At 38.0% G+C, this 26564-nt stretch carries 18 protein-coding genes, 8 tRNA genes and 1 pseudogene; 8 read left to right on the forward strand and 19 right to left on the reverse strand.

Annotated features, from left to right (window positions below; all coding sequences use genetic code 11):
• Positions 1-60: 60 nt before the first annotated feature.
• Genes menH through ILS93_RS12120 form a run of 3 tightly spaced genes read right to left on the reverse strand, consistent with a single transcriptional unit; the run spans position 61 to position 4015 of the window.
• Positions 61-873 carry a 2-succinyl-6-hydroxy-2,4-cyclohexadiene-1-carboxylate synthase gene (gene menH / locus ILS93_RS12110; RefSeq protein ID WP_064474440.1) on the reverse strand — a complete coding sequence of 271 codons (813 nt, stop codon included), beginning with the start codon at positions 871-873 and terminating at the stop codon, positions 61-63.
• Complete coding sequence (menD, locus tag ILS93_RS12115; protein WP_222660526.1) at positions 870-2624, reverse strand: 2-succinyl-5-enolpyruvyl-6-hydroxy-3-cyclohexene-1-carboxylic-acid synthase; 1755 nt, start codon at positions 2622-2624, stop codon at positions 870-872. The genes menH and menD overlap by 4 nt, the downstream gene beginning before the upstream one ends.
• Entirely contained in the window at positions 2621-4015 is a 1395-nt protein-coding gene (locus ILS93_RS12120) for an isochorismate synthase (RefSeq protein WP_222660528.1), read from the reverse strand. Before ILS93_RS12120 ends, menD begins: the two co-directional genes overlap by 4 nt.
• Positions 4016-4209: 194 nt before the next feature.
• Here ILS93_RS12120 and ILS93_RS12125 point away from each other — a divergent pair, with 194 nt between their 5' ends.
• Both ILS93_RS12125 and ILS93_RS12130 read left to right on the forward strand, forming a co-directional pair.
• Positions 4210-5163 carry a 1,4-dihydroxy-2-naphthoate polyprenyltransferase gene (locus ILS93_RS12125; RefSeq protein ID WP_000425755.1) on the forward strand — a complete coding sequence of 318 codons (954 nt, stop codon included), beginning with the start codon at positions 4210-4212 and terminating at the stop codon, positions 5161-5163.
• A gap of 121 nt (positions 5164-5284) precedes the next feature.
• A complete protein-coding gene (locus ILS93_RS12130; RefSeq protein ID WP_064474437.1) occupies positions 5285-6016 on the forward strand; it encodes a yteA family sporulation protein in 732 nt (243 codons plus the stop codon).
• A gap of 43 nt (positions 6017-6059) precedes the next feature.
• Here ILS93_RS12130 and cspD read toward each other — a convergent pair whose 3' ends face one another.
• Positions 6060-6260 (reverse strand): cold-shock protein CspD, encoded by a 201-nt coding sequence (gene cspD / locus ILS93_RS12135; protein ID WP_001193052.1) that lies wholly within the window; start codon positions 6258-6260, stop codon positions 6060-6062.
• A gap of 321 nt (positions 6261-6581) precedes the next feature.
• On the opposite strand from cspD, the gene ILS93_RS12140 reads away from it, so the two are divergent.
• The 3 genes from ILS93_RS12140 to ILS93_RS28695 all read left to right on the forward strand — a co-directional run bounded on the left by ILS93_RS12140 (position 6582) and on the right by ILS93_RS28695 (position 8517).
• Complete coding sequence (locus ILS93_RS12140; RefSeq protein WP_001147830.1) at positions 6582-7364, forward strand: TIGR00266 family protein; 783 nt, start codon at positions 6582-6584, stop codon at positions 7362-7364.
• 219 nt (positions 7365-7583) lie between these two features.
• Positions 7584-8306, forward strand: a complete 723-nt coding sequence (locus tag ILS93_RS12145) for a lipase family protein (RefSeq protein ID WP_222660531.1) — start codon at positions 7584-7586, stop codon at positions 8304-8306.
• Between the two features lie 76 nt (positions 8307-8382).
• Positions 8383-8517 (forward strand): hypothetical protein, encoded by a 135-nt coding sequence (locus ILS93_RS28695; protein WP_081257150.1) that lies wholly within the window; start codon positions 8383-8385, stop codon positions 8515-8517.
• Positions 8518-8674: 157 nt separating this feature from the next.
• Here the strand turns inward: ILS93_RS28695 and glgP are convergent, their stop codons facing one another.
• The 5 genes from glgP to glgB all read right to left on the reverse strand — a co-directional run bounded on the left by glgP (position 8675) and on the right by glgB (position 16714).
• Positions 8675-11083 (reverse strand): glycogen phosphorylase, encoded by a 2409-nt coding sequence (glgP, locus tag ILS93_RS12150; RefSeq protein WP_087984936.1) that lies wholly within the window; start codon positions 11081-11083, stop codon positions 8675-8677.
• 18 nt (positions 11084-11101) lie between these two features.
• The gene (glgA, locus tag ILS93_RS12155; protein WP_149173700.1) at positions 11102-12532 is read right to left on the reverse strand and encodes a glycogen synthase GlgA; all 1431 of its coding nucleotides are present in this window, start codon (positions 12530-12532) and stop codon (positions 11102-11104) included.
• A gap of 113 nt (positions 12533-12645) precedes the next feature.
• Positions 12646-13680, reverse strand: coding sequence for a glucose-1-phosphate adenylyltransferase subunit GlgD (glgD, locus tag ILS93_RS12160; protein ID WP_098101795.1), 1035 nt, complete (start codon positions 13678-13680; stop codon positions 12646-12648).
• A gap of 18 nt (positions 13681-13698) precedes the next feature.
• A complete protein-coding gene (glgC, locus tag ILS93_RS12165) occupies positions 13699-14829 on the reverse strand; it encodes a glucose-1-phosphate adenylyltransferase (protein WP_000057613.1) in 1131 nt (376 codons plus the stop codon).
• The gene (gene glgB, locus ILS93_RS12170) at positions 14777-16714 is read right to left on the reverse strand and encodes a 1,4-alpha-glucan branching protein GlgB (RefSeq protein ID WP_098110811.1); all 1938 of its coding nucleotides are present in this window, start codon (positions 16712-16714) and stop codon (positions 14777-14779) included. The genes glgC and glgB overlap by 53 nt, the downstream gene beginning before the upstream one ends.
• 472 nt (positions 16715-17186) lie before the next feature.
• Here glgB and ILS93_RS12175 point away from each other — a divergent pair, with 472 nt between their 5' ends.
• Together ILS93_RS12175 and ILS93_RS12180 are read left to right on the forward strand one after the other, a co-directional pair.
• Positions 17187-17792, forward strand: coding sequence for a CalY family protein (locus ILS93_RS12175; protein ID WP_064474432.1), 606 nt, complete (start codon positions 17187-17189; stop codon positions 17790-17792).
• Positions 17793-17824: 32 nt separating this feature from the next.
• Entirely contained in the window at positions 17825-22048 is a 4224-nt protein-coding gene (locus ILS93_RS12180; RefSeq protein WP_149173701.1) for a S8 family serine peptidase, read from the forward strand.
• A 171-nt stretch (positions 22049-22219) separates the two neighbouring features.
• On the opposite strand, the gene ILS93_RS12185 is transcribed toward ILS93_RS12180, so the two are convergent.
• On the reverse strand, positions 22220-23164 hold the full coding sequence (locus tag ILS93_RS12185) for an L-lactate dehydrogenase (protein ID WP_000715344.1): 945 nt from the start codon (positions 23162-23164) through the stop codon (positions 22220-22222).
• A 400-nt stretch (positions 23165-23564) separates the two neighbouring features.
• Positions 23565-24140, reverse strand: a complete 576-nt coding sequence (locus tag ILS93_RS12190) for a TetR/AcrR family transcriptional regulator (protein ID WP_222660533.1) — start codon at positions 24138-24140, stop codon at positions 23565-23567.
• Positions 24141-24487: 347 nt separating this feature from the next.
• Between ILS93_RS12190 and ILS93_RS12195 the strand changes: the two are divergent.
• A pseudogene (locus ILS93_RS12195) lies at positions 24488-25710 on the forward strand (MFS transporter).
• Positions 25711-25873: 163 nt separating this feature from the next.
• Here the strand turns inward: ILS93_RS12195 and ILS93_RS12200 are convergent.
• The 8 genes from ILS93_RS12200 to ILS93_RS12235 form a co-directional block, all read right to left on the reverse strand.
• Positions 25874-25945, reverse strand: a tRNA-Glu gene (locus ILS93_RS12200).
• Between the two features lie 5 nt (positions 25946-25950).
• Positions 25951-26041, reverse strand: a tRNA-Ser gene (locus ILS93_RS12205).
• Positions 26042-26047: 6 nt separating this feature from the next.
• Positions 26048-26122: transfer RNA gene (locus ILS93_RS12210), tRNA-Asn, on the reverse strand.
• A 7-nt stretch (positions 26123-26129) separates the two neighbouring features.
• Positions 26130-26206: transfer RNA gene (locus ILS93_RS12215), tRNA-Ile, on the reverse strand.
• A gap of 10 nt (positions 26207-26216) precedes the next feature.
• A tRNA-Gly gene (locus ILS93_RS12220) sits at positions 26217-26287 on the reverse strand.
• A gap of 13 nt (positions 26288-26300) precedes the next feature.
• Positions 26301-26376, reverse strand: a tRNA-Lys gene (locus tag ILS93_RS12225).
• Positions 26377-26386: 10 nt separating this feature from the next.
• Positions 26387-26462: transfer RNA gene (locus tag ILS93_RS12230), tRNA-Thr, on the reverse strand.
• Positions 26463-26476: 14 nt separating this feature from the next.
• Positions 26477-26552 (reverse strand) — tRNA-Phe (locus ILS93_RS12235).
• Positions 26553-26564 lie beyond the last annotated feature (12 nt).

Genomic DNA, 26564 nt, shown 5'->3' on the forward strand with positions numbered 1-26564 from the left:
CCTCCTTGTATATTTCTGATCTCCTCTATAAGTGTAGCTTCCTTCTTAGATGAAAAAGCATCACTGCATAGTTTTTAGAAATCCCTTTACTATTGTATCAAACTTTTCCGGTTGTTCCACATGAATTGCATGGCCAGCACCATCAATTTTGACAAATTTCGCGTCAGAGACGCATTTTTCGATGTTTTTTAATATGCGAAAGAACTTTTCATCATACTCCCCGTTCATTAAAAGAACAGGCATTTTTAAGTTTTGCAGCTCGTTCCACCATGAAAGCTGAGCCCCTGTTCCCATGCCGCGCAAGCTATTTGCAAGTCCTTTTGGATTGTTAGCAAGTCTTTCTTTTCGCACTGCTTCTTGTACGTTTTGTGCTAAACATTTTTGCGTTTCAAACAGCGGAATATTTTCCCACATCGTTACAAAACTATTGATGCCTTCTCGCTCAATTTTATTGGCAAGTCGCTCATCTTTTACACGACGTTCTTCTCTCTCATCTTCACTTTTGAGTCCAGCTGTACAATTTTCTAATAAAAGGGAATGCACATACTCTGGATATAGACATGCCATCGTAATCGCCAGTCTACCGCCCATTGAATAGCCAAGTATGTGTGCTTTTTCAATATGAAGATAATCTAGTAGTTCTTTCATTTGCAATGCTGCATTTCGAATATCATAGTGAGTTACATCTTCAGGACTTTCCGTTTTTCCGTGCCCCACAATATCTACTAAAATGACTTGAAACTGTTCACTCCAAGAAGGAACGAAGGAACGCCACGTTTCCATGCTTCCCGTAAAACCATGAAGAAGTAGAAGTGGTTCCCCGCTTCCAACTACTTCATATTCATACGATACACCTTGCAGCGTTACGTTCATTTTGATTCACCTTGCAACGATGCAGTAATTATGTCCTGCGTTTTCGCCCACAATTTACGGTGCAATATTAAGTTTTCATCACGGTTCGTACAAATTTCTACAACGTGTAAACCTTCCTTCGTCGTTCCCTTTTGCACCTCTTCTCGGAATTGCTCCCAACCATTTACACGGCTAAATGAACCGCCATACATTTTGACAACATGCTCGTAATCAAGTCCAATTGGCGTTCCAAATAATGATTCGAAATGTTCCTTTTTCTCATATTGTGGTAAGAATGAGAAAATACCGCCACCATCATTGTTTACAACGACAATCGTTATATTTAATTCATGTAATTTTGCGGCTAATAATCCGTTTAAATCGTGATAAAATGATAAATCACCAATAACTAATACGAGCGGATCGCAAATAATACTCGCTCCTAAAGCTGTCGAAATGATTCCATCAATCCCATTTACACCACGGTTTGCCATCACTTGAATATCTTTATCTGATGTGAAGAAGAATGAATCTGTATCACGAATTGGCATACTATTACTCGCGAATAATGTTGCCCCTTCTGGTAGTACGCGGACGATATCCGTAATAACTTTCCCTTCAAATGCAGTTTCATATGTTTCCATTTCACGAAGCGTTTCCTTCGTTTTTTCGTTTATATGTTGCCACATTCCGAACCAATCATTCTGTTTCATAGCTGGTATTTTTTCTATTAGTGCCTTGCAAAATGCAGTATCACTTGCCTGTACAACTTCTGTCGCAACGAGAGCTGGGTCTCTCCATTGGCCAGATTCTTCAACAACGATATGAACGGCTTTCTTCTGTTTTTTAATGAACTGCGTTAATGCTTTAGAAACAGGCATACCACCAAAGCGAATTATAACTTCTGGCTTCCACGTTTCTTTTAACAATTCATTTCGTAAAAATGTATCGTAACAGTCGATTACCATCGTTTTATCGTGATGTCCGCTACGAATGTTCGAAAGTGGATCCGCTAATATTGGATATCCCGTTTTTTCAGCTAGTTCTGCCGCAAACGCTGCGATTTCTGAATGACTATCATCTCCACAAATAATAAGCCCCTTTTCCATATGTGAAAGGCGCCCTACAAGAGAATCTACATATTCACTCGGCATCATCACGTTCCCTTGCTGAACTACTCCTGTATATTCCCCGCGTCCTTTATCCCATAAACTTTCTAATGAGAAATCTGGGATAAGCGGCTCGCGAACTGGAAAATTAAGATGAACAGGTCCTTGCGGCGCTAGAAGTGCGCTTGCTATCGTACGCTGCGTCGTCATGCGAGCATAATAATACATCGCTTCACTCGCTTCTGGAAGTGCCATCTCTGTAAATTGCTTCACAAATGTACCGTATAAATTGAATTGATTCATCGCTTGTGGTGCACCAACATCTCTTAATTCATGCGGTCTATCTGCCGTTAAGACGATAAGCGGCACTCGTGAATGAAAAGCTTCACATACAGCTGGATAGTAGTTCGCTGCTGCCGTTCCTGACGTACATAATAATGCAACAGGGCGTTTTTTTGCTTTTGCGATACCGAGCGCAAAAAATCCTGCTGATCTTTCATCTACATGTAAATATGTGTTCATTCCTTCATGTTGTTCCATTAGTAGAGCAATCGGTGTTGACCGTGAGCCTGGACTAATGACAACATCACATACATTTAGACGCGTCAGTTCATCCACGAACGCGCCTAAATAATATGATAATGCTTCTATATGATTGTTCATTTCATTAATTCCTCCAAAGCACCAAGCATCGGTCTAAACTTCAAGCTTGTTTCTTCATATTCAAGTTGCGGTACTGAATCAATTACAATCCCGCATCCGGCAAATAAGGATGCTTTCGCGCCATTTAATAATCCGCAGCGAAGTGCAACCGCAAATTCACCATTTCCTTCATCATCTATCCAGCCAATCGGTGCACCATATAACCCTCTGTCTAACAATTCAACATCACGAATCAGTTTCATCGCTTCCAAACGAGGTGTCCCGCCAAGAGCTGGTGTTGGGTGTAATTCTTCTACCATTGTTAAAAGACTCGCATCGCCGTTTGCCTCTACAGGCGTATATAAATGAATTAAGTTTTTCGTTGTTAATAAGCCCGGACTTTCCGGAATATTAACGGATTCGCAGTGCTCATTTAGCACTCCTCGAATCATGTTCACAACATAACCGTGTTCAGCTAAATTCTTTTCATCATGAAGAAGCGCATTACTATTTCGTTTACTTTCTTCTATAGATTGACCATGACCAGTTGAACCAGCAAGACACATCGAAGTAAATTTCTCATCTTCTTTGCGTATTAACCTCTCTGGCGTCGCTCCTAAGAAGCATGCTCCTTTATAATCAAAAGAAAATACGTAACAATCCGGTTGCCCAATGCGAAGCGCTTCTAAAACAAAAGCAGAATCAATATGATGATCCATTTCTACTTTTAGCTCCCTCGCTAATACAACCTTCTGCACGTTCCCCTGCTTCATCTCATCTTGCACTGTCTCAATGGCCTTCATCCAGCCTTTCGGATCTACTTCTACTTTAGAAGTAACTGTTAATTTCGATCCCTCTAGTGCACATTTACTCTCCCAAAAAATTTTCTCTTCTAAAGAAACAATTTCGTTATAAAGAGTTTCTGCACAATCAGTTGCTGAAACGAATGTATTCATTGTTAACCATGCTTTTTCATTTTTTACAGTTAATAAAAATGCTGGTAGTGAAAATGTCGTATCATCAAATTCTTTCCATAAGTCGGTTTTCTCTTTTTCTTGGTCAAATGAAAATCCACCAAATAAAAGAGGACCTGTCCCAAATTCGTATCTTCCTCTTTGTACAAATGCTTTCTCTTTTACTTTATCCCACTCGTCACGAGCCGTTTGAAAGCGTTTGTGAGAAGAAGTTGCTATAGTGAAAACAGAGCCAATTCCAGCAAATATTACATGCTGAGCTGGGTCTGCAAAATAACATCTATTTTCGAATGAGATCCTTTTTCCTGCTGCATAAAACAGAAGCGGATCTATCCAGTCTATTTGTTTTACGAAGCTAACCAATATTTTTTCATCAGTTGCACGCTTAATGGCTGCACTAAGAACTTCTTGCAAGCCTATTTGTTTCGTTTGAATCACAATTGTCTCCCCCCTATGGGCGAAAAATAGTCATAATTACGCTTGATTTTAAGATACACCTCAAACGAAAGGCCTGTCAACGTTTAGCATTTCTGAGAAATTCACCTTCTCTTCCTAGAAAATAAACGTTGACACTAAATGATGCTTTTTCTACACTTAGTTGTGTACAATATGTGACCAAAGGAGGATTCAACATGGAAATGAACGTCGAAACGAATTCCTCTCCTACGGCGCCAAAGCCAAGTAAGCAAACCGGCTGGCGCATTTGGTGGAGTTTACTACGTCCCCATACATTAACAGCAGCTTTCGTTCCTGTTTTCATCGGAACAGCCTATGCGATGCAGGTCGGAGGTATAAATCAAATACATCTCCCTCTTTTCCTTATGATGCTTCTCGCTTGTCTTCTCATTCAAGCAGCAACAAACATGTTTAATGAATACTTTGATTATAAAAGAGGACTCGATCACGAAGGGTCAGTCGGTATCGGCGGCGCTATCGTTCGCGATGGCATTCAGCCGAAAACAGTGCTTAACTTAGCATTTGGATTTTTCGGCATCGCAATACTATTAGGTGTTTATATTTGTATGAATTCTAGCTGGTGGCTTGCTGCAATCGGTCTTGTTTGTATGGCCGTTGCCTACCTTTATACAGGTGGCCCACTTCCAATTGCCTATACACCATTTGGAGAGTTAACAGCCGGATTATTTATGGGTGTCATTATTATTGGGATTTCATTCTTTATTCAAACTGGAACTGTAACATCAGAAGTCATTTTATTATCTATTCCAAGCTCCATTTTAATTGGTGCCATTTTACTAGCTAATAACATTCGTGACTTAGATGGCGATAAAGAAAACGGTCGTAAAACGTTAGCAATTCTCGTCGGACGTGAAAGAGCCGTTGGTGTACTCGCTTCTATGTTCATCGTTTCTTATATTTGGACAATCGCTCTAATTATCGTGAACATCGTATCGCCGTGGATGCTTATCGTATTTTTAAGTGCACCGAAAGCATTGAAAGCGACGAAAGGCTTTATCGGCAAAAGCATTCCAATGGAAATGGTACCTGCGATGATTGCAACAGCGAAAACAAATACAATCTTCGGTCTCCTCATGGGAATCGGATTATTGCTTGGATATTTTCTATAAAAAGGAGCTGCTTATGCGGCTCTTTTTTTATACCGATTTCCGAGCTGAAATTCAGCTCATAATTCCTACTCTCAACGCTCATACTATGTAAAGAAACTGACTTGTAGGAAGGTGGAAGACTATGTTAACTCCACAACAAATAAATCAATTTAAATCTATTTTAGAAAAACAACAGCAAGAAGTTGAAGTAACAATACAAACTCATGAGAATACAGATCGTGCTTCTGAACGCGATTCTGTTGGAGAATTATCTAGCTATGACAATCATCCAGGTGATATGGCTACAGAATTATACGAACGCGAGAAAGATTTCGGGCTCATCGAATTTTGGCATAAGCAGCTAGAAGATACGAAACATGCCCTGCAAAAAATTGAAGCAGGTACGTATGGAATTTGCGAAGTATCTGGCGAAGAAATTCCGTTTGAAAGATTAGAGGCAATGCCAACCGCTACAACGTGTATTCAGCACACTACAAATAAATTAAATATGAACACGCGACCAGTTGAAGAAGAGGTGTTGGCTCCTTCTTTTCACAAGCACGACGAAGATCATTCTGTAGAATACGATGCTGAAGATGCATGGCAAGATGTCGCAAATTACGGGACATCAGAAACACCGTCCGATTTAGAAAGACAGGATTCCAAAAACTATAATGGCATGTACGTAAATAGTGAGGAAAATGTTGGGTATGTAGAGGATTTCGAAAATTTTATAGGAACAGACATGTATGGCAAAAATCCGCAAGTTTTCGCCACAGAAGAACATGAAGAGTATGAACAAATGCTTGATGACTTTGAAGAGCGCACTTTCAAAGGCGAGTTATCTTCAAATGAATCTAGCTCCAAAGAATAAAAAAAGCATTCCGAAATTCGGAATGCTTTTTATCGCTAGCTAATTAGTTTTTTGTAACGTTAGCTGCTTGTGGTCCGCGGTTTCCTTCAACGATTTCGAAAGAAACTTCTTGACCTTCTTCTAAAGTTTTGAAGCCGTCGCCTTGGATAGCTGAGAAATGTACGAATACGTCTTCTCCGCCTTCAACTTCGATGAAGCCAAAACCTTTTTCGCCGTTAAACCATTTAACTTTACCTGTTTGCATGTCATGTACCTCCTAAATAAAAATGAAACTATGAATCCACATGAAAAGGTGGATATAAAGGACATGAATGTATAACAAGCTTACAGCCTTTAATACAACGTGCTTTATTTCCGTACCACATTATGTAGCTCAATAGTGTTTTCACTATATCATGCTATGTCAAAAACGTCAAATGAGAACACTTTCAAACCATCGTTTTTTATAATCCTAGTATAACCTTAAATTTTCATTCTATTTTTATTCAAAAATTAACAAATCTACAGTATTCTAATTCCTTTGATTTTTGTACAATATAATTACTACATATGATGAGGTGAAAAAATGCAAGCACATGAAATCGAGTATAAATTATATGGCGATGATATGCAGTTTGTTGAAATTGAATTAGATCCAGAAGAAAGCGTTATCGCAGAAGCTGGCGCAATGATGATGATGGAAGATCATATCGAAATGGAAACCATTTTCGGTGATGGTTCTGGCCCATCTAGTGGTCTATTCGGTAAATTAATGGGCGCTGGTAAGCGTCTCGTTACAGGTGAAAGTATGTTTATGACTGTCTTTACAAATACAGGTCATGGCAAGCGCCACGTATCATTCGCCGCTCCTTATCCAGGAAAAATCATCCCTGTTGATTTAACACAATATCAAGGGAAAGTCGTTTGTCAAAAAGACGCGTTTCTTTGTGCAGCAAAGGGCGTTTCTATCGGAATTGAGTTTACGAAAAAAATTGGAACTGGTTTCTTCGGTGGTGAAGGTTTCATCATGCAGAAACTTGAAGGTGATGGACTCGCTTTCATGCATGCAGGAGGAACTGTATATAAGCGTGAATTAAAACCTGGCGAAAGACTTCGCATCGATACAGGTTGTCTCGTTGCCATGACAAAAGACGTTAACTACGATATCGAGTTCGTTGGAAAAGTAAAAACAGCTCTATTTGGCGGCGAAGGTTTATTCTTCGCAACGTTAGAAGGTCCTGGAACGGTTTGGATTCAGTCCTTAACACTTAGCCGTTTAGCAGCACGCCTTACAAGCCCAGCAGCTCAAAACAGCGGTGAAGGCAGCGTTTTAGGCGGACTTGGACGTCTTTTAGATGGGAAAGAATAAAACAAAAAAGAGATAGTCCCCTTCATAGGGAACTATCTTTTTTTGGACTGTATAAACCATTTTGAATCGTATTGGATTCCATAACCTCATTAGCCGCGCTTCTTCTTCATATTTATAAAGGAAAGGTTCAAGCCTAATTTTCAAACTTCCTCAAAAGAATGAATCAAGTCCCTCACTGCATATATTGAACTATACCTTTTCTTAAGGAGGGCTTCCTTAATGCGTACTCCTTTATCCTTCGATAAAGATACTGCCATATTGTTAGCTTCTTGTTGTGAGTTAACGTATGAACAATATAAACAAAATGGGATTTTCGAAATACCGGATGGTTTTCAATATGTACAAGGCTTTCAAGGAAAAACCATTCAAACGACAGAATGGTTTGGATTCATACTAGAATCTGAGGATACGATTATTGTAGCTTTTCGCGGGACACAAACAGATACAGACTGGATTATCGATTCACTCGTTAACCAAAAACCATACCCATATGCTTTAAACGGCGGAAATGTCCATAACGGCTTTCTTTCCATTTATGAATCTTGTCGAGATTCTATTATGGATATGCTCGTATCACTACCAGCCCATAAAAAACTTCTTGCAACAGGTCATAGCTTAGGCGGCGCGCTCGCCACACTACATATACTCGATGCGCGTATCAACACCGCCTTCGCACAGTACGGTCTTTATACATTTGCCTCTCCCAAAGTGGGCGATATTGCATTTCGTAATTATTATAAACTACAAGTAGCTAGTAGCTTTCGCTTTGTTAATCTATTTGATGTCGTTCCTCTTCTTCCTCCGCGCAATGTCCATTTTAATGACCAAGACTGGGAATATGCACACGTTCATCACAATATGACTTTTACAAAAAACACAAAATCTATTACAAATAATCATGCCATGACAACATACAAAACATGTCTGACTTCTCATTTTTAACCAGGTAATGATTGGAAATTCTATATCCTTATACTATAATAATATATGAAGTTATTTTTGGATGAGGGGACCTTACATGCTAAAATTTATCTTTGCACTTTTTCTCATTATAATTTTTTCGTTTACAGGTTTCTTTACATTTTCATACTTTGCGACGGGAGAATATGGTGGAACAGGTATCATATATACCGCTATCCCATTTCTTTCTTAAGCAAAAAAAGAAAACCGAGCTTAATGAGATTAAGCTCGGTTTTTCAAGTGATTATATTCCTCTTTTAAAAGTGAATACACTTTAGCATCCCTATACGTATAATTCATTTTTACACTTTGTCTCCATGAATAAAAGTCCCTTCAAAAGGGACTTTCACTTAATACTGTGTAACCGCATTACCAATACTCCAAATCTCATTACTATACTGTAAAATCGTTCGATCACTCGCAAAATGACCAGACTGTGCAATATTTAAAATCGACATTTCTAGCCACTTCGTTCGATTTTCATACGCTCTACCAACAGCTTCTTGCCTTTCCGCATATGGACCAAAATCTCGCAGAACGAAGTATTCATCATTTTGAATTACGAGAGAATCATAAATCGCTTCAAATTCAGCTCCCGAATGTGCAAAGAAACCATTCGTTAACTGATCTACTACTTTTTTAATATGCATATTGTGGTGATAATAATCACTTGCACGATATCCACCATTTTGATAGTAATGAAGAACCTCTTCCGCTGTTAAGCCAAAAATGAAACAGTTATCATCACCGACCCGGTCTTTTATTTCAACATTAGCTCCATCTAACGTTCCGAGTGTAATCGCACCATTCATCATAAATTTCATATTCCCCGTTCCTGATGCTTCTTTACTCGCAGTTGAAATTTGCTCACTCACATCCGCAGCTGGGAATATATCTTCCGCTAAAGACACTCGATAGTTTTCTAGAAAGATAACTTTCATATATTGGCTTACGTACGGATCATTATTCACTTTCCTTGCGAGTTCATTGATTAATTTAATAATTTTTTTCGCATAGTAATAGCCAGGTGATGCTTTCGCTCCAAAGATAAAAGTACGCGGGTAAAATGTAAAACTAGCATCCTCTTTCAAACGGTTATACAAATATAAAATATGAAGAACATTTAATAATTGTCGTTTGTAAGCATGTAGTCTTTTTACTTGCACATCAAAAATAGAATTAGGATCAATTGTAATCCCCATTTTATTATGAATGCGCTCCGCTAAAATCTCTTTACGCTCTTGTTTTACCTCTGCAAATTTCTCTTGGAAACTCGCATCATATTGAACTAATTGTAGCTCTTGAAGCTTAATCGGTTCTTTCTTCCACTCTGTTCCAATTGCCTCTGAAATAAGGTTCGTCAGCTGCGGATTCGCCTTCATTAACCAACGTCTATGAGCGATTCCATTCGTTTTATTATTAAACTTATCTGGATAAAACTCATAAAACAGTCGCATTTCACGTTGCTTTAAAATTTCCGTATGAATTTTTGCTACACCATTTACGCTATGGCTACCGACAATTGCTAAATGAGCCATTTTCACAAGATCATGCGCAATAATCGCCATCTCTTCAATACGATGCCATTCATATGGATAACGTTCCCAAAGTTCATGACAGAAACGTTCATTAATCTCTTCAATAATCATATAAATTCTCGGTAATAACGGTTTGAAAATGTGAATTGGCCACTTCTCAAGCGCTTCTGATAACGTCGTATGATTCGTATAAGAAATCGTTTGCGTTGTTATGTGCCAAGCTTCTTCCCATGCTAGTTTTTCTTCATCTAATAAAATACGCATCAGTTCTGGAATCGCCAAAACGGGATGTGTATCATTAATATGAATCGCAATTTTCTCATGTAATTGACGAAGGTCACCATATCTTTCTCTATGCATACGAACGATATTTTGCAAACTTGCTGATACGAGGAAATACTGTTGTTTCAAACGAAGTATTTTCCCCTCATCATGCGTATCATCTGGATATAAAAACTCCGATACCGCCTCTGTTTCACGCTTATATTTCAAAATATCTTTACAATTTTGCGGGAAAGGAACTGGTTCAGCATTCCAAAGTCTGAGTGTATTTACAGTACTCGTCTCATAACCTACTACTGGAACGTCATATGGTACTGCCATAATCACTTCTGCATTCGTATGCCTGAACTCTAAACGCCCGTCAATGTATAGCGGTTCCACATTGCCGAAATAACTTACTTCTACAGCTTGATCATGCCTTCTTACTTCCCATACGTTTTCATGAAGAAGCCACTGTTCTGGAAATTCAACTTGATAACCATCAACAATTTTTTGATCAAATAAGCCATGTTTGTAACGAATTCCACAGCCATGACCTGGTAAGTTTAAAGATGCAAGTGAATCAAGGAAACAGGCTGCTAATCGTCCAAGTCCACCATTTCCAAGACCTGCATCTGCTTCCACCTCTTCTAACTGTTGCAAAGAAATCCCAAGCTCAGAAAGTCCTTGCTCACATACATCCCTGATGCCTAAATTTAATATGTTACTTCCAAGCAAACGCCCAAGTAAAAACTCAATGGATAAGTAATACATTTGCTTTTGCTCTCCAGACCGATAACTTTCGTTCGTTGCAATCCATTGACTATTCATATACTCACGTACCATGTACCCAAGCGTATTGTATTGATCACGAGTTGTAGAGTCTTTAAAACTTTTACCATACATCGTCTCTAACTTTTCTAGAAAAGCTGATTTGAAACTTTCAACATGAGTAAACATTTCTTCACCACCTACATGTTATTCCATGAGACTTTTATACAATTTCTTATAGGCAAGAGCTGATTTCTCCCAGCTATAATCTTCAGTCATCGCTTGTTTTACAAGCTGCTCCCACACCGGTTTATCATGATAAAATTCAATTGCACGAAGAACCGTGTGCAACATGTCATGTGCATTAAAGTTCGTGAAACTGAAACCATTTCCTTCTCCAGTTTCTTCGTCATAAGATTGTACAGTATCATTTAATCCGCCTGTCTCTCTTACAATCGGAATTGTACCGTACGCTAATGCGATAAGTTGTCCAAGTCCACACGGTTCAAATAGTGATGGCATTAAGAATAAATCACTTCCTGCATACACTTGGTGGGCTAGTTCTTCATTAAATCCGATATACACTTTTACCTTCTCAGGATACTCGTATGCCATCCACTCAAAGAATTGTTCATATTCAGAATCACCTGATCCTAAAATAATACATTGCACATCTTCCTCCATTATTTCGCGGAATACAGTACGTACTAAATCAAGACCTTTTTGCTTCGTTAATCTCGTTACCATTGAAATAATTGGTGTATCTTCTTTTTCTGGCAAACCAAAATAACGCTGCAAGGCGCGTTTATTTTCATTCTTTTCCTCTAATGACTCTGCATCATACTGAGCAGTAATATACGAATCCGTTTCTGGATTATATACGCTCGTATCAATTCCATTTACGATGCCGCTAAGCTTACCATTATTTTTTCGTAACAATCCATCTAACTTCTCACCGAAAAACTCATATTGAATTTCCTCTTTGTATGTCGGGCTAACCGCTGTAATTTGATCAGAAGCGATAATTCCGCCCTTCATAAAGTTCACATTTCCATAGAACTCTAGCTGCTCACTATGAAAATATTCGTCACCAAGTTCTAACAAGTCGTACATCACTTCAGGAGGAAATACACCTTGGAACTGCAAGTTATGAATCGTATACACCGTTTTAATATGCTCATATAATGGATTATCTTGATACTTTTCACGCAGTAAGAAATTCACCATAGCTGTATGCCAATCGTGGCTATGGAGAACATCCACTTCGAAATCAAGATGCGGAATACACTCTAAAACTGCTTTCGAAAAATAAGAAAAACGCTCTCCATCATCATAATGACCATATAGAGAATCTCTCTTAAAATAATATTCATTATCTATTAAGTAATACTTAATCCCGTCTTGCTCACCTTTTAAAATTCCGCAATATTGATTTCTCCACCCAAGCGGGACGTTAATTACTTTATGTAACGTACATCCATCCCTTAATTTTTGCGGAATAAGACTATAATTTGGAAGTATAATGCGAACGTCCACACCTAATTTTTTCAGCTCTTTTGGGAGCGCACCTGCTACATCAGCTAATCCTCCCGATTTAACAAATGGTACACATTCTGATACTGCAAATAAAATATTCACTTGTTGTCCCACTGCACGAAAAGCTTATACGACTTCCCTTGCAGCTTCCTCCCTTCGAGTTTTCATTTGAATGAATGCTTTAATCAGTGGAGGAAAAACCCCCACTGATTCTTTTAAGAATAACTATTAATCGTACTGCTTTGAACGCTTCCTTTTTCTACAACATATGGATCATCGGCGTTTCCTTTTAGTACAACACCGTCACCAATTTTCACGTCTTTATCAATAATAACACCTTCTATTATACAGTTATCTCCAATTTTGCTCTTTTGCATAATAATGCTATTACGAACAATTGAACCTTTTCCAATTGTAACAGAACGGGAGATAACACTATTTTCTACTTCTCCTTCAATAATACTGCCGTTTGCAATCATTGTATTTTTCACGGCTGCACCCTTCAGGTAACGAGTTGGTGGTTCATCTTTTACTTTCGTAAAGATCGGTGCTTCTTTCTTAAATAATTGCTTCCAAATAGCAGGCTGCAAAATTTCTAAGCTATGTTTATAGTAACTTTCAATCGAATCAATAATAGCTACATATCCTGTATGCTCATACGTAGCAATATGCAGTGATTTTCCGCGCTTTTCTCTCACTACATCAAATAAACTGTATTGCTCCACATCTTTATATGTCTCAAATAAATCTAACAATAATTGTTTCTTTAACACGTATGTTTGAAGCGAAACCCCTTCATGGCAAACTTCAGTAATATCAGCTGCCGTATGTATATGTCGCTCTAACACCGCTTGAAAATTTAATGCTGTTACGAGATGGCTATTCGTAATAACAACGTATTCTTCTCTAGCTCTTAAAAAATAATCAATATGTCTTCTAAAATGTGCAAAAGATCCAAATTCATCTTGGTCACATTGGCAATTTGGCGGGAATAAAAACAATCCGTCTCTTTTTCTATCTAAATCCCACTGTTTTCCTGAACCAACATGGTCCATTAGTGAACGGTTTTTATGACTTGTAAAAACCGCTACACTATGAATATTAGAATTCACCATATTTGAAAGCATGAAATCAATGAGTCGGTAACGGCCCCCAAACGGTAACGCCGCTAATGAACGATGCCCTGTTACTTTCTTTAAGGAAGGAAAACTTCCCGTTGCATTAATAATTCCTAACATTTTTTCTCCCATTCATTTCATCCCCCTTTTCTATTTCCCTTCAGCAATGAGTACTACATCGTCGACATTTTTTTCTGGACGAATAATTGTTCCATCTTCAATAACCATTTCCGAACCAACGATCGCTCTTTCAATCACAACATTTTTACCAATCTTCGCTCCTGGCATAACGACCGAATCAATAACCATACTACCTTCTTCCACCGTCACCCCTTGGAATAACACAGAATGCTTCACGTCCCCTTCAATGACGCATCCTTCGTTAATAAGTGATTCTTCTACTTTTGCCTTTTCTGCAATATATTGAGGTGGCTCATTTGGATTCACAGAATAAATACGCCAATTACGATCATTTAAATTCAGTGATGTTTCATCGCGAAGTAAATCCATATTCGCTTCCCATAAGCTCTTCACCGTTCCAACATCTTTCCAATATCCTTCAAACGGATACGCCATCAGCTTTTTCCCTTCATCTAATAAAAGCGGAAGTACATCTTTTCCGAAATCATTACTAGATTCAGGATTTCTTGCATCCATCTCTAAATACTCTTTCAAAATTGCCCAGTTAAAAATATAAATTCCCATTGATGCAAGATTACTTCTTGGAAATTGCGGTTTCTCTTCAAATTCAACAATCTCCATCTCTTCGTTCGTATTCATAATACCGAAACGACTCGCTTCATCCCACGGCACTTCAATAACAGAAATCGAAACGTCCGCTTCTTTCTCAATATGGTAATCTAGCATTTTACTGTAATCCATTTTATAAATATGGTCGCCTGATAAAATCAGAACATATTCTGGTTCGTACTGACTTAAATAGTTTAAGTTTTGATAAATGGCACTTGCCGTACCTGTGTACCACTTCACCCCTGAAGATTCTGCATAAGGAGGTAACACTGTGACTCCACCGCTTACTCGGTCTAAATCCCAAGCATTGCCGATTCCGATATAGTTATGAAGTTCAAGTGGTTGATATTGCGTCAAAATCCCCACTGTTTCAATACCAGAATTCGCACAGTTGCTTAGCGTAAAATCAATAATGCGATATTTACCACCAAATGGAACAGCTGGCTTGGCTAAATTTTTTGTTAATGCACTTAATCGACTACCTTTTCCCCCTGCTAGTAACATTGCTACGCATTTTTGTTTTTGAGCCATCTTGTTTTTTGCTCCCCTTTCTCGTCTTCACTGGTCGTAATATGGATACGCCAAATGGTGGAATTGTAATTTCTACATGCGCCGCTTGATTATGATACGGCTCTTGAATCGTCTTGAGACGTTTCTTATTCACTTGCCCCGAGCCGCCATATTGCTCAGCGTCACTGTTTAAAATCTCGTTATAATACTCAAAATCTGGCAAGCCTACTTTATAGTTTTCATATGTAGCTTTCGTAAAATTACATACGACAACTAACGCATCTTCTTGTTTATCCCCTTGGCGGATAAACGAGAAAATACTTTGCTCATGATTATTAGCATCTATCCACTGAAATCCTTCAGGTGAATGATCAAGCTGCCAAAGTGGTTTGGAGCGCTTATACAATGCTATGAGCTCTTTAAAGTAATCATGCATATAACGATGCATTTCAAAATCATGTAAATTCCAATCTAAATCTTCAAGGTCTTTCCACTCATCAAACTGCCCGAATTCTCCACCCATAAAGAGTAATTTCTTACCTGGATGAGTAAAGAAATATCCATATAATAAACGAAGTTGAGCAAACTTATCCCAGTAATCTCCTGGCATTTTATTTAATAACGACTTTTTCCCATGAACGACTTCATCATGAGAAAGCGGTAATATGAAATTTTCAGAGTAAGCATATATTAAAGAGAACGTCATTTTCTCATGAATATACTTCCTATACTCAGGCGCACACTCCATATATTTCAGCACATCATTCATCCAGCCCATATTCCATTTGTAATTGAACCCAAGCCCACCTTCATACGTTGGAGCTGTTACAAGTGGCCAAGCTGTTGAATCTTCTGCTGTCATAAGAAAATCTTCATCTTCTGCAAACACCGCTTCATTTAACTCTCGTAAAAATGAAACAGCGTGCTCATTACTTTGCTCTTGTCCTTCTTTATTCCAGTACAGCATGTTCGCAACTGCATCCACCCTGAAACCGTCAATGTGGAAATACTTCATCCAAAATAACGCATTTGAAATTAAGAAATTACGTACTTCCCTCTTCCCTAAATCAAAATTAACAGTTCCCCATACTAGGTTTTCTTGTACATCTATATCTTTATATTCATAAGTCGGTGTCCCATCAAACAAATATAAACCGTGAGCATCTTTACAAAAATGCCCCGGCACCCAATCTAAAATGACACCGATTCCATATTTATGACATTCATCGACAAAATACATCAAATCATGTGGCGTGCCGAATCTACTTGTCGCTGCATAATATCCCGTCCCCTGATATCCCCAAGAACGATCATATGGATGCTCAACAAGCGGCATAATTTCAATATGTGTAAATTGATGTTCCACCACATACGGAATGAGCTCCTCGGCCATTTCTCTATAAGAATACAGAGCGCCATCTTCTTTCTTTTTCCAAGAACCGAAATGTAATTCATAAACTGTCATCGCTTCTTTATAAATCGATTTTTTCTTTCTCTTACGAATCCAGTTTTTATCATTCCATTCATATCCCTCTATATCAAAAACTACAGATGCCGTATTTGGTCTTACTTCTGCATATACTGCGTAAGGATCTGCTTTTAAAATCACATCACCGTCCATCGTTTCAATCGCATACTTATATATCTCATTCTCTTCAATATGCGGTACAAACAAGGACCAAATCCCATCTTCTGTCACTTGTAGCATCTTATGTTGCTCATAATCCCATTCATTAAAATCTCCAACAACACTCATTGCTTTCGCATGAGGAGCCCATACTGTGAATCGTACACCTCGCATCCCATCTTCCGTCACAATATGTGCCCCAAAGATGTTATAACTGTCATAGTACTTTTCTGTATGAAACTCATCTCGTTTCACTTCTTCACAATTTATTACATCCAATATGTTCACCCCACTAAGATGACAGAAATTTTTTACTCTTTATCATTTCTGCGAAAAACTGAAATATCCTTGTTATTTTTTAAAAAATATTCGTTTTTTTCTTTAATTTCGCTTAAAATATTCAAATTTACTGTGTAAAATATCGAATTTTGACGAATATTCATTGCAAACGCTTCATTTCCTACTAGTCTTTCATCCTATTATTTATTTCTCAACCTTTATTTTATTAGATTTATCCTATTTTACTCGCTATTTATCACTTAAAATCGCCACAAAATAATCTGTCATAAAAAATGTTTCTCAATATTTTTTTGTCATAATTTTATTGAAATGGAAAATTCATAAGCATATACTTGTTCTCAATAAAGAACATAGACCTTTCGTAATTATAATTCATAGTGGACTACTGTGTTTACTTATTTATCCTTGTTACGAACGGTCGCTATAAAAAATTTAACTAGGGGGCTTTCTTATGTCATTAAAACAAAAGGTTGGAATGGGAGTTGTCACAGCTTCACTTGGCTTATCCCTTACATTCGGTGGTGTATTCGCCTATTTCAGTGATGCTGAAACATCTAGTAACTCATTCCAAGCTGGTACACTAGATCTTTCTATTAACCCAAGTGTAATCGTTAACGTGAAAGATTTAAAACCAGGCGATTTGATTGAAAGAAATTTCAAGCTTGAAAACAAAGGATCATTGGATATTGCGAAAGTAGCACTTGAAACATCCTATGACGTTACAGATGCAAAGCAAAATAATGATGGTGAAGATTTAGGTGATCATATCATCGTCAAATTTTTAGTGAATGATGGAAAGCCATCTAATCCAAACGATGATCATGAAATTTTGTGGGAAACAAAACTATCAAAATTAAAAACTATGAAACCTGAAGATGTAGCTACTTCTCTAGAACGTCATAACTTAATAGATGGTATTAAATCTGGTGAAACAGATTCCTTACATGTGCTCTTCTCCTTTGAAGATAACGACCAGGATCAAAATAAATTCCAAGGTGATTCCTTACAGCTAAACTGGACATTCCATGCAGAGCAAACACCTGGCGTGGAGAAATAAATTTTAAAATATAAATTATCGGAGGCCTATATATGAAAAAGAAAAATCGTTTTGTTACCGGAATTGTAACGGCTGGCGTTCTATTTTCAACTGCCCTTCCGTTCAATGTTCTCGCTGAAAACCCAATTAACCAAATTGACTCTTCCAGCGTCCAGTCTTTACTATCAAAACTTTCTAAAGAACAACGTCAGGCATTACAAACGTTAGATACCAATCCTGGTTTTACTATTTCGCCAGATATTAATACGAGTAGTTCTGAACCAGTAAATATCATTGTAGAGTTTCAAACTGCTCCAGTAAAGATTAATGAATTAAAGCAAAAAGAAAAAGGGTTACAAGCTGCTCCTAAAAATATAAAAGCACGTATTGATCAAGAACATGAAGAATTCCAAAAAGGACTCAAACGTCTTTATCAATTTAGCCCATCAGTAAAATCAGGGAATTTCCAGTCTGTACAAATTAAACGTTCTTATAAGCATGCTATAAATGGCGTTGCGCTGACATTACCTGCCAATACAGTTGAAGAATTGTTACGAATTGGCGTTGTAAAACGTATTTGGAAAGATTACGAAGTGAAACTAAATTTACCAAAACAAGCAGAGCAGAAAGCACCTCAAAAACTAACAGATAGCATTCCACAAATTGGGGTAGATAAGTTACATAGCGAGGGCATTACCGGAAAAGGAATTAAAGTTGGTGTATTAGATACAGGTATTGATTACAATCATCCCGACTTAAAAGACGTGTATAAAGGCTATCGCGCAAAACCGGGTGAAGATTCTAGTAAGGTAGACCCAAACTCCGTAAAAGGTTGGGACTTTATTAATAACGATGCAGATCCGATGGAAACAACTTATACAGAGTGGCAACAATCTGGTGCTCCTGAATTTGATGATCGCGGTTCTTCCTTCTACACTGCGCATGGTACTCACGTAGCAGGTATCGTTTCTGCTCAAAAGAAAAACAAATCAGATTCCGCAGTAAAAGGTGTTGCACCTGACATTGAACTGTATAACTACCGAGTACTCGGTCCTTATGGAAGCGGAGATAGTTCCGGTATTATTGCTGCAATCGATAAATCTATTTCTGACGGTATGAACGTCATTAACTTATCGTTAGGTGACGATAGCAACAATCCGCTTGATCCAACGTCTATCGCTGTCAATAATGCAATGCTTTCGGGCGTTGTTACAGTCGTTGCTGCTGGTAACTCTGGTCCAAATCCAGCAACACTCGGATCACCAGGCGCTTCTCCATTTGCTATTACAGTCGGAGCAAGTGATAGCTCTATTTCCTTACCGAAACTATCAGGTCATGCTGGACAATTACAATTCCCTAATCTAATTTTATTCGGCAAAAACTTCACTGATAAAATAGAAGATTTCAAAGGAAAATCTCTCCCTATTGAATCTGTAGGAATTGGTACTCCTGACGAGTTTAGTAAAAAAGATGTAAAAGGAAAAATCGCTCTCGTTGCACGTGGTACAATTTCATTTGATGAAAAGATCGCAAATGCGAAACAAGCTGGTGCAACAGCAGTTATTATTTATAACAATGTGGATGGAGAAATTCCTAACTACATTGGCGAAAGCACAAAATACATTCCTGCATTCCGCCTAACGAAAGAAGATGGCGAAAAACTAAAAGCTCAAATCGAACAAGGCAAAACATCCTTAACTTTCGATGAAATCAATTACATTCAAACAGAAGGCGATCATCTTGCAGACTTTAGCTCACGCGGTCCTGTTACATCAAATGATGATATTAAACCTGATATTACAGCGCCTGGTGTTGCGGTACTTTCAACGGTACCGGAATATATTAACGACCCACAAGAAGGTGAAAACTACGATGTTTCCTATGAACGTATGCAAGGAACATCTATGGCATCTCCACATATCGCTGGCGTTGCTGCTCTTATTTTACAAGAACACCCAGAATACTCTCCATTCGATGTAAAAGCGTCTCTTATGAACACTGCTGATGATTTAAAAGAAAAGTATTCCGTATATGAAGTGGGAGCTGGAAGAGTAGATGCTTATAACTCTGTTCACACTGAAACAAGTTTTAAAGTGTTAGATACGACAAAAACGATTGTAAACGATGAAGTGATTGAAGTACCCGAAGAAACTGGATCCATTGCATTCGGTAAATACTATCAAAAAGATGGGGAATCTCTTGAACAAAAACGAAAAATTAAAGTTGAAAATCGCAATAAACAAGAGAAGAAAGAATTTAAAACAGAAATTTCTTATACACCAGCATCTTCTGCTATTAACGATGCTACCGCAAACGGTGTAAAAGTTTCTACTTCTGAAACAATTACAATTGATGCTGGAAAATCAGATGAAATTGAAGCAAAAATCAATATTCCAGCTGGTGCAAAGCAAGGCCGATATGAAGGATATATTCATATTACAAATACGAAAAATAAAGAAGAAACATATCAAATTCCGTTCTCTATTCGTGTATCAGAGCCTGGTATTGAAAATGCACTGTTATCAAGAAAAACAATCTCAACTGATACATCTAAATTCAATCCATACCGTGAATCGTATTTGCACGGGGCATTCCAATTAAACAGCGAACTGGAGACGTTAGACCTTATCGTGAAAGATTCAAAAACAAATAAAGCGCTTGGCTTCATCGGAATGTTAAACACGAGTGGACTAAAAACGGACGTGTATTACTACTTAGATTCATTCTTTAACGGCAGAGTGTATCCTTTTACAAATGATCCTGCAAAACCAATTGGTGATGAGAAAATCGACTTACCAGAAGGTGATTACACAATTGAGTTTGTTGGCTATGATAAAGCCGGAAAAGCACGTGTGAAAGGTGATTATGTCGTAATTGATAATACACCGCCAGAAGTGAAATTAACTGGATTACAGCCTGGTATTTATGAATTAAATGAAGAAAACTATACAGTAGAAGACGGTAAAAAAGCACTATGGATTAAAGGAAATGTATATGATTCTAACGTTGACTACTTAAAAGGAAAAGGATTTAACATTACGCAAGAAGCGAATGGTGTTATGTACTATGATTATTCTCCATACTTGCATAAGTTTTTGCCTATTAATGCAAATGGTGACTTTAAAGTTGGCATTACTCCTGAATCCTTTAAGGTGGAAGGCCCAATGAATACAGGCGTATATATTTTCGATTATGCAACTGCAGGTCCTGACTACCCAAGCGGTGTAAATAACTATTGGTTTATCCCGCAAGGCGCTCAATATGCAAAAGCTAGTTACGATAAAAAGGAATTATATAAAGATGATGAATTCACTGTGACGCTAAACGCCAAACATGTGAAACAATTTATATCTGGAGAATTTAACGTAAAATTCCTAGAGAAGAACTTCAAATTTGCAAATGCGAAATTGAATCCTGCTTTTGAAAAGCTCCTTTCTGAAAAAGGGGTAACGGCAAAAGTGAATGAACCTAAATTAGAAGAAGGTTCTGTCACAGTAGGCGGAGCTATCGATGACAAAAACTTTGCTGGGTTAGATGGTGATTTCCCGTTCATTGATGTAACTTTCAAAGTAGAAAATGATGAATTTTATGAAGCAAATGCTCAATTAGATTTAGCAGTGTTTGCTTACTGGAAACAAGGTGAATCAGAGCCAAACAGAATGCGTGTACTTCAAGATCAAACATTCTCAGTAATGTCTTTAAACTCACTAGCAGAAGGCAATATTAAACCTGGTGCATTCTTAAATGAACGTGGCTATTTAGATGAGAAATTCGATTATACAAAGCTTGGCGTAAAAGTATATGCAACAGATTCTTACCGTCATAAGTTTGAAGGCTCACTTGATAAATACGGTTACTTCAAACTGAATGGACTTCCTGTTAATAAACGCGACTACAACTTATACGTGGAGATTCCAGGGCATTTAACAAGCCGACTAACAACGAAATTAGGTACTGAAAAAGATGGTAAGCTACTTGGCCAATATTATTATGCACGCCTTGATGAAAGCCTTGCAGGTGATGTAAACGGAGATAAAGTAATTGATATTAAAGATGCAGAAATTATCGCTAGCAACTATGATAAAAAAGGACTGTCTGTAAAAGACGGTGACCTTAACAAAGATGGTATTGTCGACGAAAAAGATATTCGCTTCGTTGAAAAGAACTTCTTGAAGAAAGGTCCAGATGCATCTAACTCAAAAACACCTGTTGAAAAATCAAAAAGCGGTACACTTGCAGATATTTTAAAGAAATTAGGATTAACGCCTAAAAAATAATAATAAAGAGCACTCTATATAAAGTAGAGTGCTCTTTTCTATAAACGACCCTTATCCAGCAAAAGGGGTATATTGGGGATATACAAGGGAAACCGGAAAAGGAATTTATATTAAATTATATGAATTCAGAGGTAGAAAGCAGTGTCCCGCCTCTGAATGGTTTAACAATTATTATAGTACTGGTGCCATTGTTTCTTTTAATACTTTTACAGAATGAGCGAATTTCGCTTTTTCATCTTCATTTAGCTCAAGTTCTACGATCTCACGTACACCTTCGCGGTTAATAACAGCTGGAACACCTACGAAAGCATCTTTCTCACCATATTGTCCTTCAAGATATGCAGATACAGTTAATACGCTGTTCTCGTTGCTTAAGATTGCTTTAGTTACACGAAGTAGTGACATACCGATTCCGTAGTAAGTTGCACCTTTACGCTCGATGATATGGTAAGCTGCATCACGTACGTTTTCGAAGATTTTATCTAAGTCTTCTTGTTTGTACTGTTCGTTGTTAGCTAAGATTGTTTCTAGTTTTTGTACACCGATAGTAGCGTGGCTCCATACTGGAAGTTCAGTGTCACCGTGTTCACCAACGATGTAAGCATGAACGTTACGTGGATCTACATCTAAGTAGTCACCTAACATGTAACGGAAACGAGCAGAGTCTAAAGTAGTACCAGAACCGATTACGCGCTCTTTTGGTAAACCAGATTCTTTCCAAGTTACGTAAGTTAAAATATCAACTGGGTTTGTAGCGATTAAGAAAATTCCATCGAATCCGCTATCCATAATGCCGCGAACGATTTGTTTAAAGATCTTTGTATTTTTCTCAACTAAGTCTAAACGAGTTTCACCTGGCTTTTGTGGTAATCCAGCAGTGATAACAACTAGATCTGCATCTTTACAATCTGCATAGCTACCGCTCCAAACTTTTGTTGGTGATGGAGAGAATGGTACCGCATGGCTTAAGTCCATTGCTTCCCCTTCTGCTTTTGCTTCATTAACATCTACTAATACGAATTCTTCAGCTACACCTTGGTTGATCATTGAGTAAGCGTAACTACAACCTACAGCTCCTGTTCCTACTAATACTACACGATTGATACCTTTTTTCATGTTAATTTCCCCTCTCTATTGTTCACATATATTTTTTTATGATTGTTTAAGTAATTAATTAAAATACTAATTTAATGTTGTTTAACTTCTTTACATTCATATTGTAGCACGTATCATTGTGAATTACTTCACAAATTATGACCTATTTGTGAACTTTTTCACATAGAGTGTAAAGTTGATGGAATAGGTGTGGAATCCATACCAAATTAGGTGTTTTCTTTAGATTGTGAATAAAAATGTAATCACATTATAAGATTAAACTGACTGATCACATCATCCCCTTACAAGATGGACGCCAATTAGCTTATATAGAATACGATGAACTAAATGGATTAGCATATACTTTAACACCTCCCTTTTAACCATTACTGTATATTAATAAAAAGAATATCCGTTAAAATCATGCATTCTTTTCTAGTAATAAACCATCCAATATAAGTGATAGGCTATGCAAAGCTTTAGACAACTGCATCTCTGCATCTTCAGAATTCGCAATCCAACAAGCAAGGTCCACTAGTCCGCCATTTATGAATCTTGCTAAAGCCTCACAGTCCGTCTTTTCAATAATAGAGTCCTTCATTAATTGTTGAAGTATCTCCGCCATCGTCGTTAAACATTTCGACTGTGATGATTGATAATAACTAGTTCCTAATACTGCCGGTGCATCTCGAAGTACGATTCGCTGAATTTCTGGATTAAGTGCCATTGTTAAATACGCACGACAACGCCCAACAAATCCTTCCCATTTTCCTTCGGCCTCATCTGATACTTCCCCTAATTTATTATCCATTTCCATGTCAATTTCTTTTACAACCGCTTCTAACAATCCTTTTTTATCACCAAAATGATGATAAATTGCACGACGTGTTAAACCGACAGATGCTGTAAAATCATCCATAGACGTATTTACATATCCAACTGTACCAAAAGCCTCTCTTGCTGCACTCAGCAATTTAGCACGTGTTTCAGTGATCATCTCTGCTCTTGTTTTTTAATCATCTTTTCCTCCTACTTCTATTCATCCTCTTTATTAAAAATGAATTGCATTATAGTACCGTTCTCTATGTAAAAGAATAACTCCTTTAAACGTCAGCTCTCTATCTAGAGATAAAACATTTAAATTGACATACGCTCCGTATGTTAATACGGATATTGGCATATGGTGCGTATGTCAATTATTTCTAGCTTACAAGATAGTATAACTTCTTACCTATATCCTACATTGACTCACTGTCCCTTTTTATAGAAGGTATTAATGAAACAGAGGAGGAGTTAAAAGAATGAAGAATGTATATGTAAACGTCAAATACTTTGGTGATTATCATGTTTAATTCCTACCGTGAGATTTTCAGTACTCCTGGTACAAAAGGATTCTCATTAGCAGGATTTATAGCTCGGATGCCCATATCAATGATGGGTATTGGTATTGTTACAATGTTATCTCAGTTACGTGGTGACTATTGGCTTGCTGGAGCTGTTGCAGCCACCTTTACATTATCATCTGCTTTACTAGCTCCTCATATTTCTCGTATGGCCGATCAATTAGGGCAATCTCGCATACTTCTTCCGACTGCAGGTATCAGTGTTTTCTTTACGATCCTCTTACTTCTATGTACGAAATATGAAGCTCCTTATTGGACACTATTTCTATCCGCCTTATGTGCAGGTTGTATGCCAAACATGTCAGCTATGGTACGTGCGCGTTGGACTAAACTATACCGTGGATCCCACAAATTGCATACAGTATTTTCCTTTGAATCGGTCGTCGACGAAATTTGCTTCATAATTGGTCCTGTATTATCTGTCAGTTTAAGTGTTATGTTCTTCCCAGAAGCCGAACCACTTTTATCATCTGTTTTTCTCACAATTGGGGTATGCCTATTCACCATGCAAAAAAGCACAGAACCGCCTGTGCACCCTCATGACATTACAAACAAAGGAACATATTTAAAATTGGTTCTTTGCGAGTACTAGTATTCACACTCATTGCTATAGGCACTATCTTCGGCACAATAGATGTCGTTAGTGTAGCTTTTGCTGAACAGCAAGGAAACACAGTAGCTGCTAGCTTTGTGCTTTCTGTCTATGCAATCGGTTCATGCCTTGCAGGTCTAATTTTCGGTACTCTTAAACTCAATACTCCACCCTATAATCAGTTTTTAATAGCAGTCACACTTTCCATGATAACAATGCTGCCACTAGTTCTCGTAAGCACTATTACTTGGCTAGTAGTTATTGTTTTCTTTGCAGGGTTATCTGTCGCTCCTACTATGATTATTACTATGGGGCTTGTGGAAAAAATCGTACCTGAATCAAAAATAACTGAAGGAATGACTTGGGCAATTACAGGACTTGGTATTGGAGTCTCTCTAGGATCAGCAGTAGCTGGTTTAGTTATTGATAACTTTGGAGCTCGTGCAGGGTTTAGTGTTGCTATTATAGCAGGAGGCCTTGCCTTAACTATTGCACTTTTAGGATACAAAACTCTCCACTCCGCATATAGTCATGCTGTTATGAAACCGGATGGGCATTCAGCAGAGAGTTAAAACATATTCAAAAAATAGGATTACCTCTTCTTATGTGTAAGGAGAGGTAATCCTATTTAAATTAATATAACTTTTTAAACTTATTATTTATAATCTGTTATAGCTTCCTCTATATTTATAAACAACAAAAAAGAGATAGCAGATTATGCTATCTCTTTTAGTATGACCCGTACGGGATTCGAACCCGTGTTACCGCCGTGAAAGGGCGGTGTCTTAACCACTTGACCAACGGGCCAATTCTGGCAGAGAAGAAGGGATTCGAACCCTCGCACCGCGTTCGCGATCTACTCCCTTAGCAGGGGAGCCCCTTGAGCCACTTGGGTACTTCTCTATAATATGGCTCCGCAGGTAGGACTCGAACCTACGACCGATCGGTTAACAGCCGATAGCTCTACCACTGAGCTACTGCGGAATAATTATGGTGGGCCTAAATGGACTCGAACCATCGACCTCACGCTTATCAGGCGTGCGCTCTAACCAGCTGAGCTATAGGCCCATAATTGAAAAGCGGGTGAAGAGAATCGAACTCTCGACCAGAGCTTGGAAGGCTCTTGTTTTACCACTAAACTACACCCGCATTAAATTGTAAATGGTGAGCCATGAAGGATTCGAACCTTCGACCCTCTGATTAAAAGTCAGATGCTCTACCAACTGAGCTAATGGCTCATTTTGAAAGTGGTGCCGACTAGAGGACTTGAACCCCCAACCTACTGATTACAAGTCAGTTGCTCTACCAGTTGAGCTAAGTCGGCTTGCGACTTCAAAATGGTGGCTCGGGACGGAATCGAACCGCCGACACGAGGATTTTCAGTCCTCTGCTCTACCGACTGAGCTACCGAGCCTTTATGTAAAAA

This window comes from Bacillus sp. 16GRE42 (assembly GCF_019837435.1).
Taxonomy (GTDB): domain Bacteria; phylum Bacillota; class Bacilli; order Bacillales; family Bacillaceae_G; genus Bacillus_A; species Bacillus_A wiedmannii.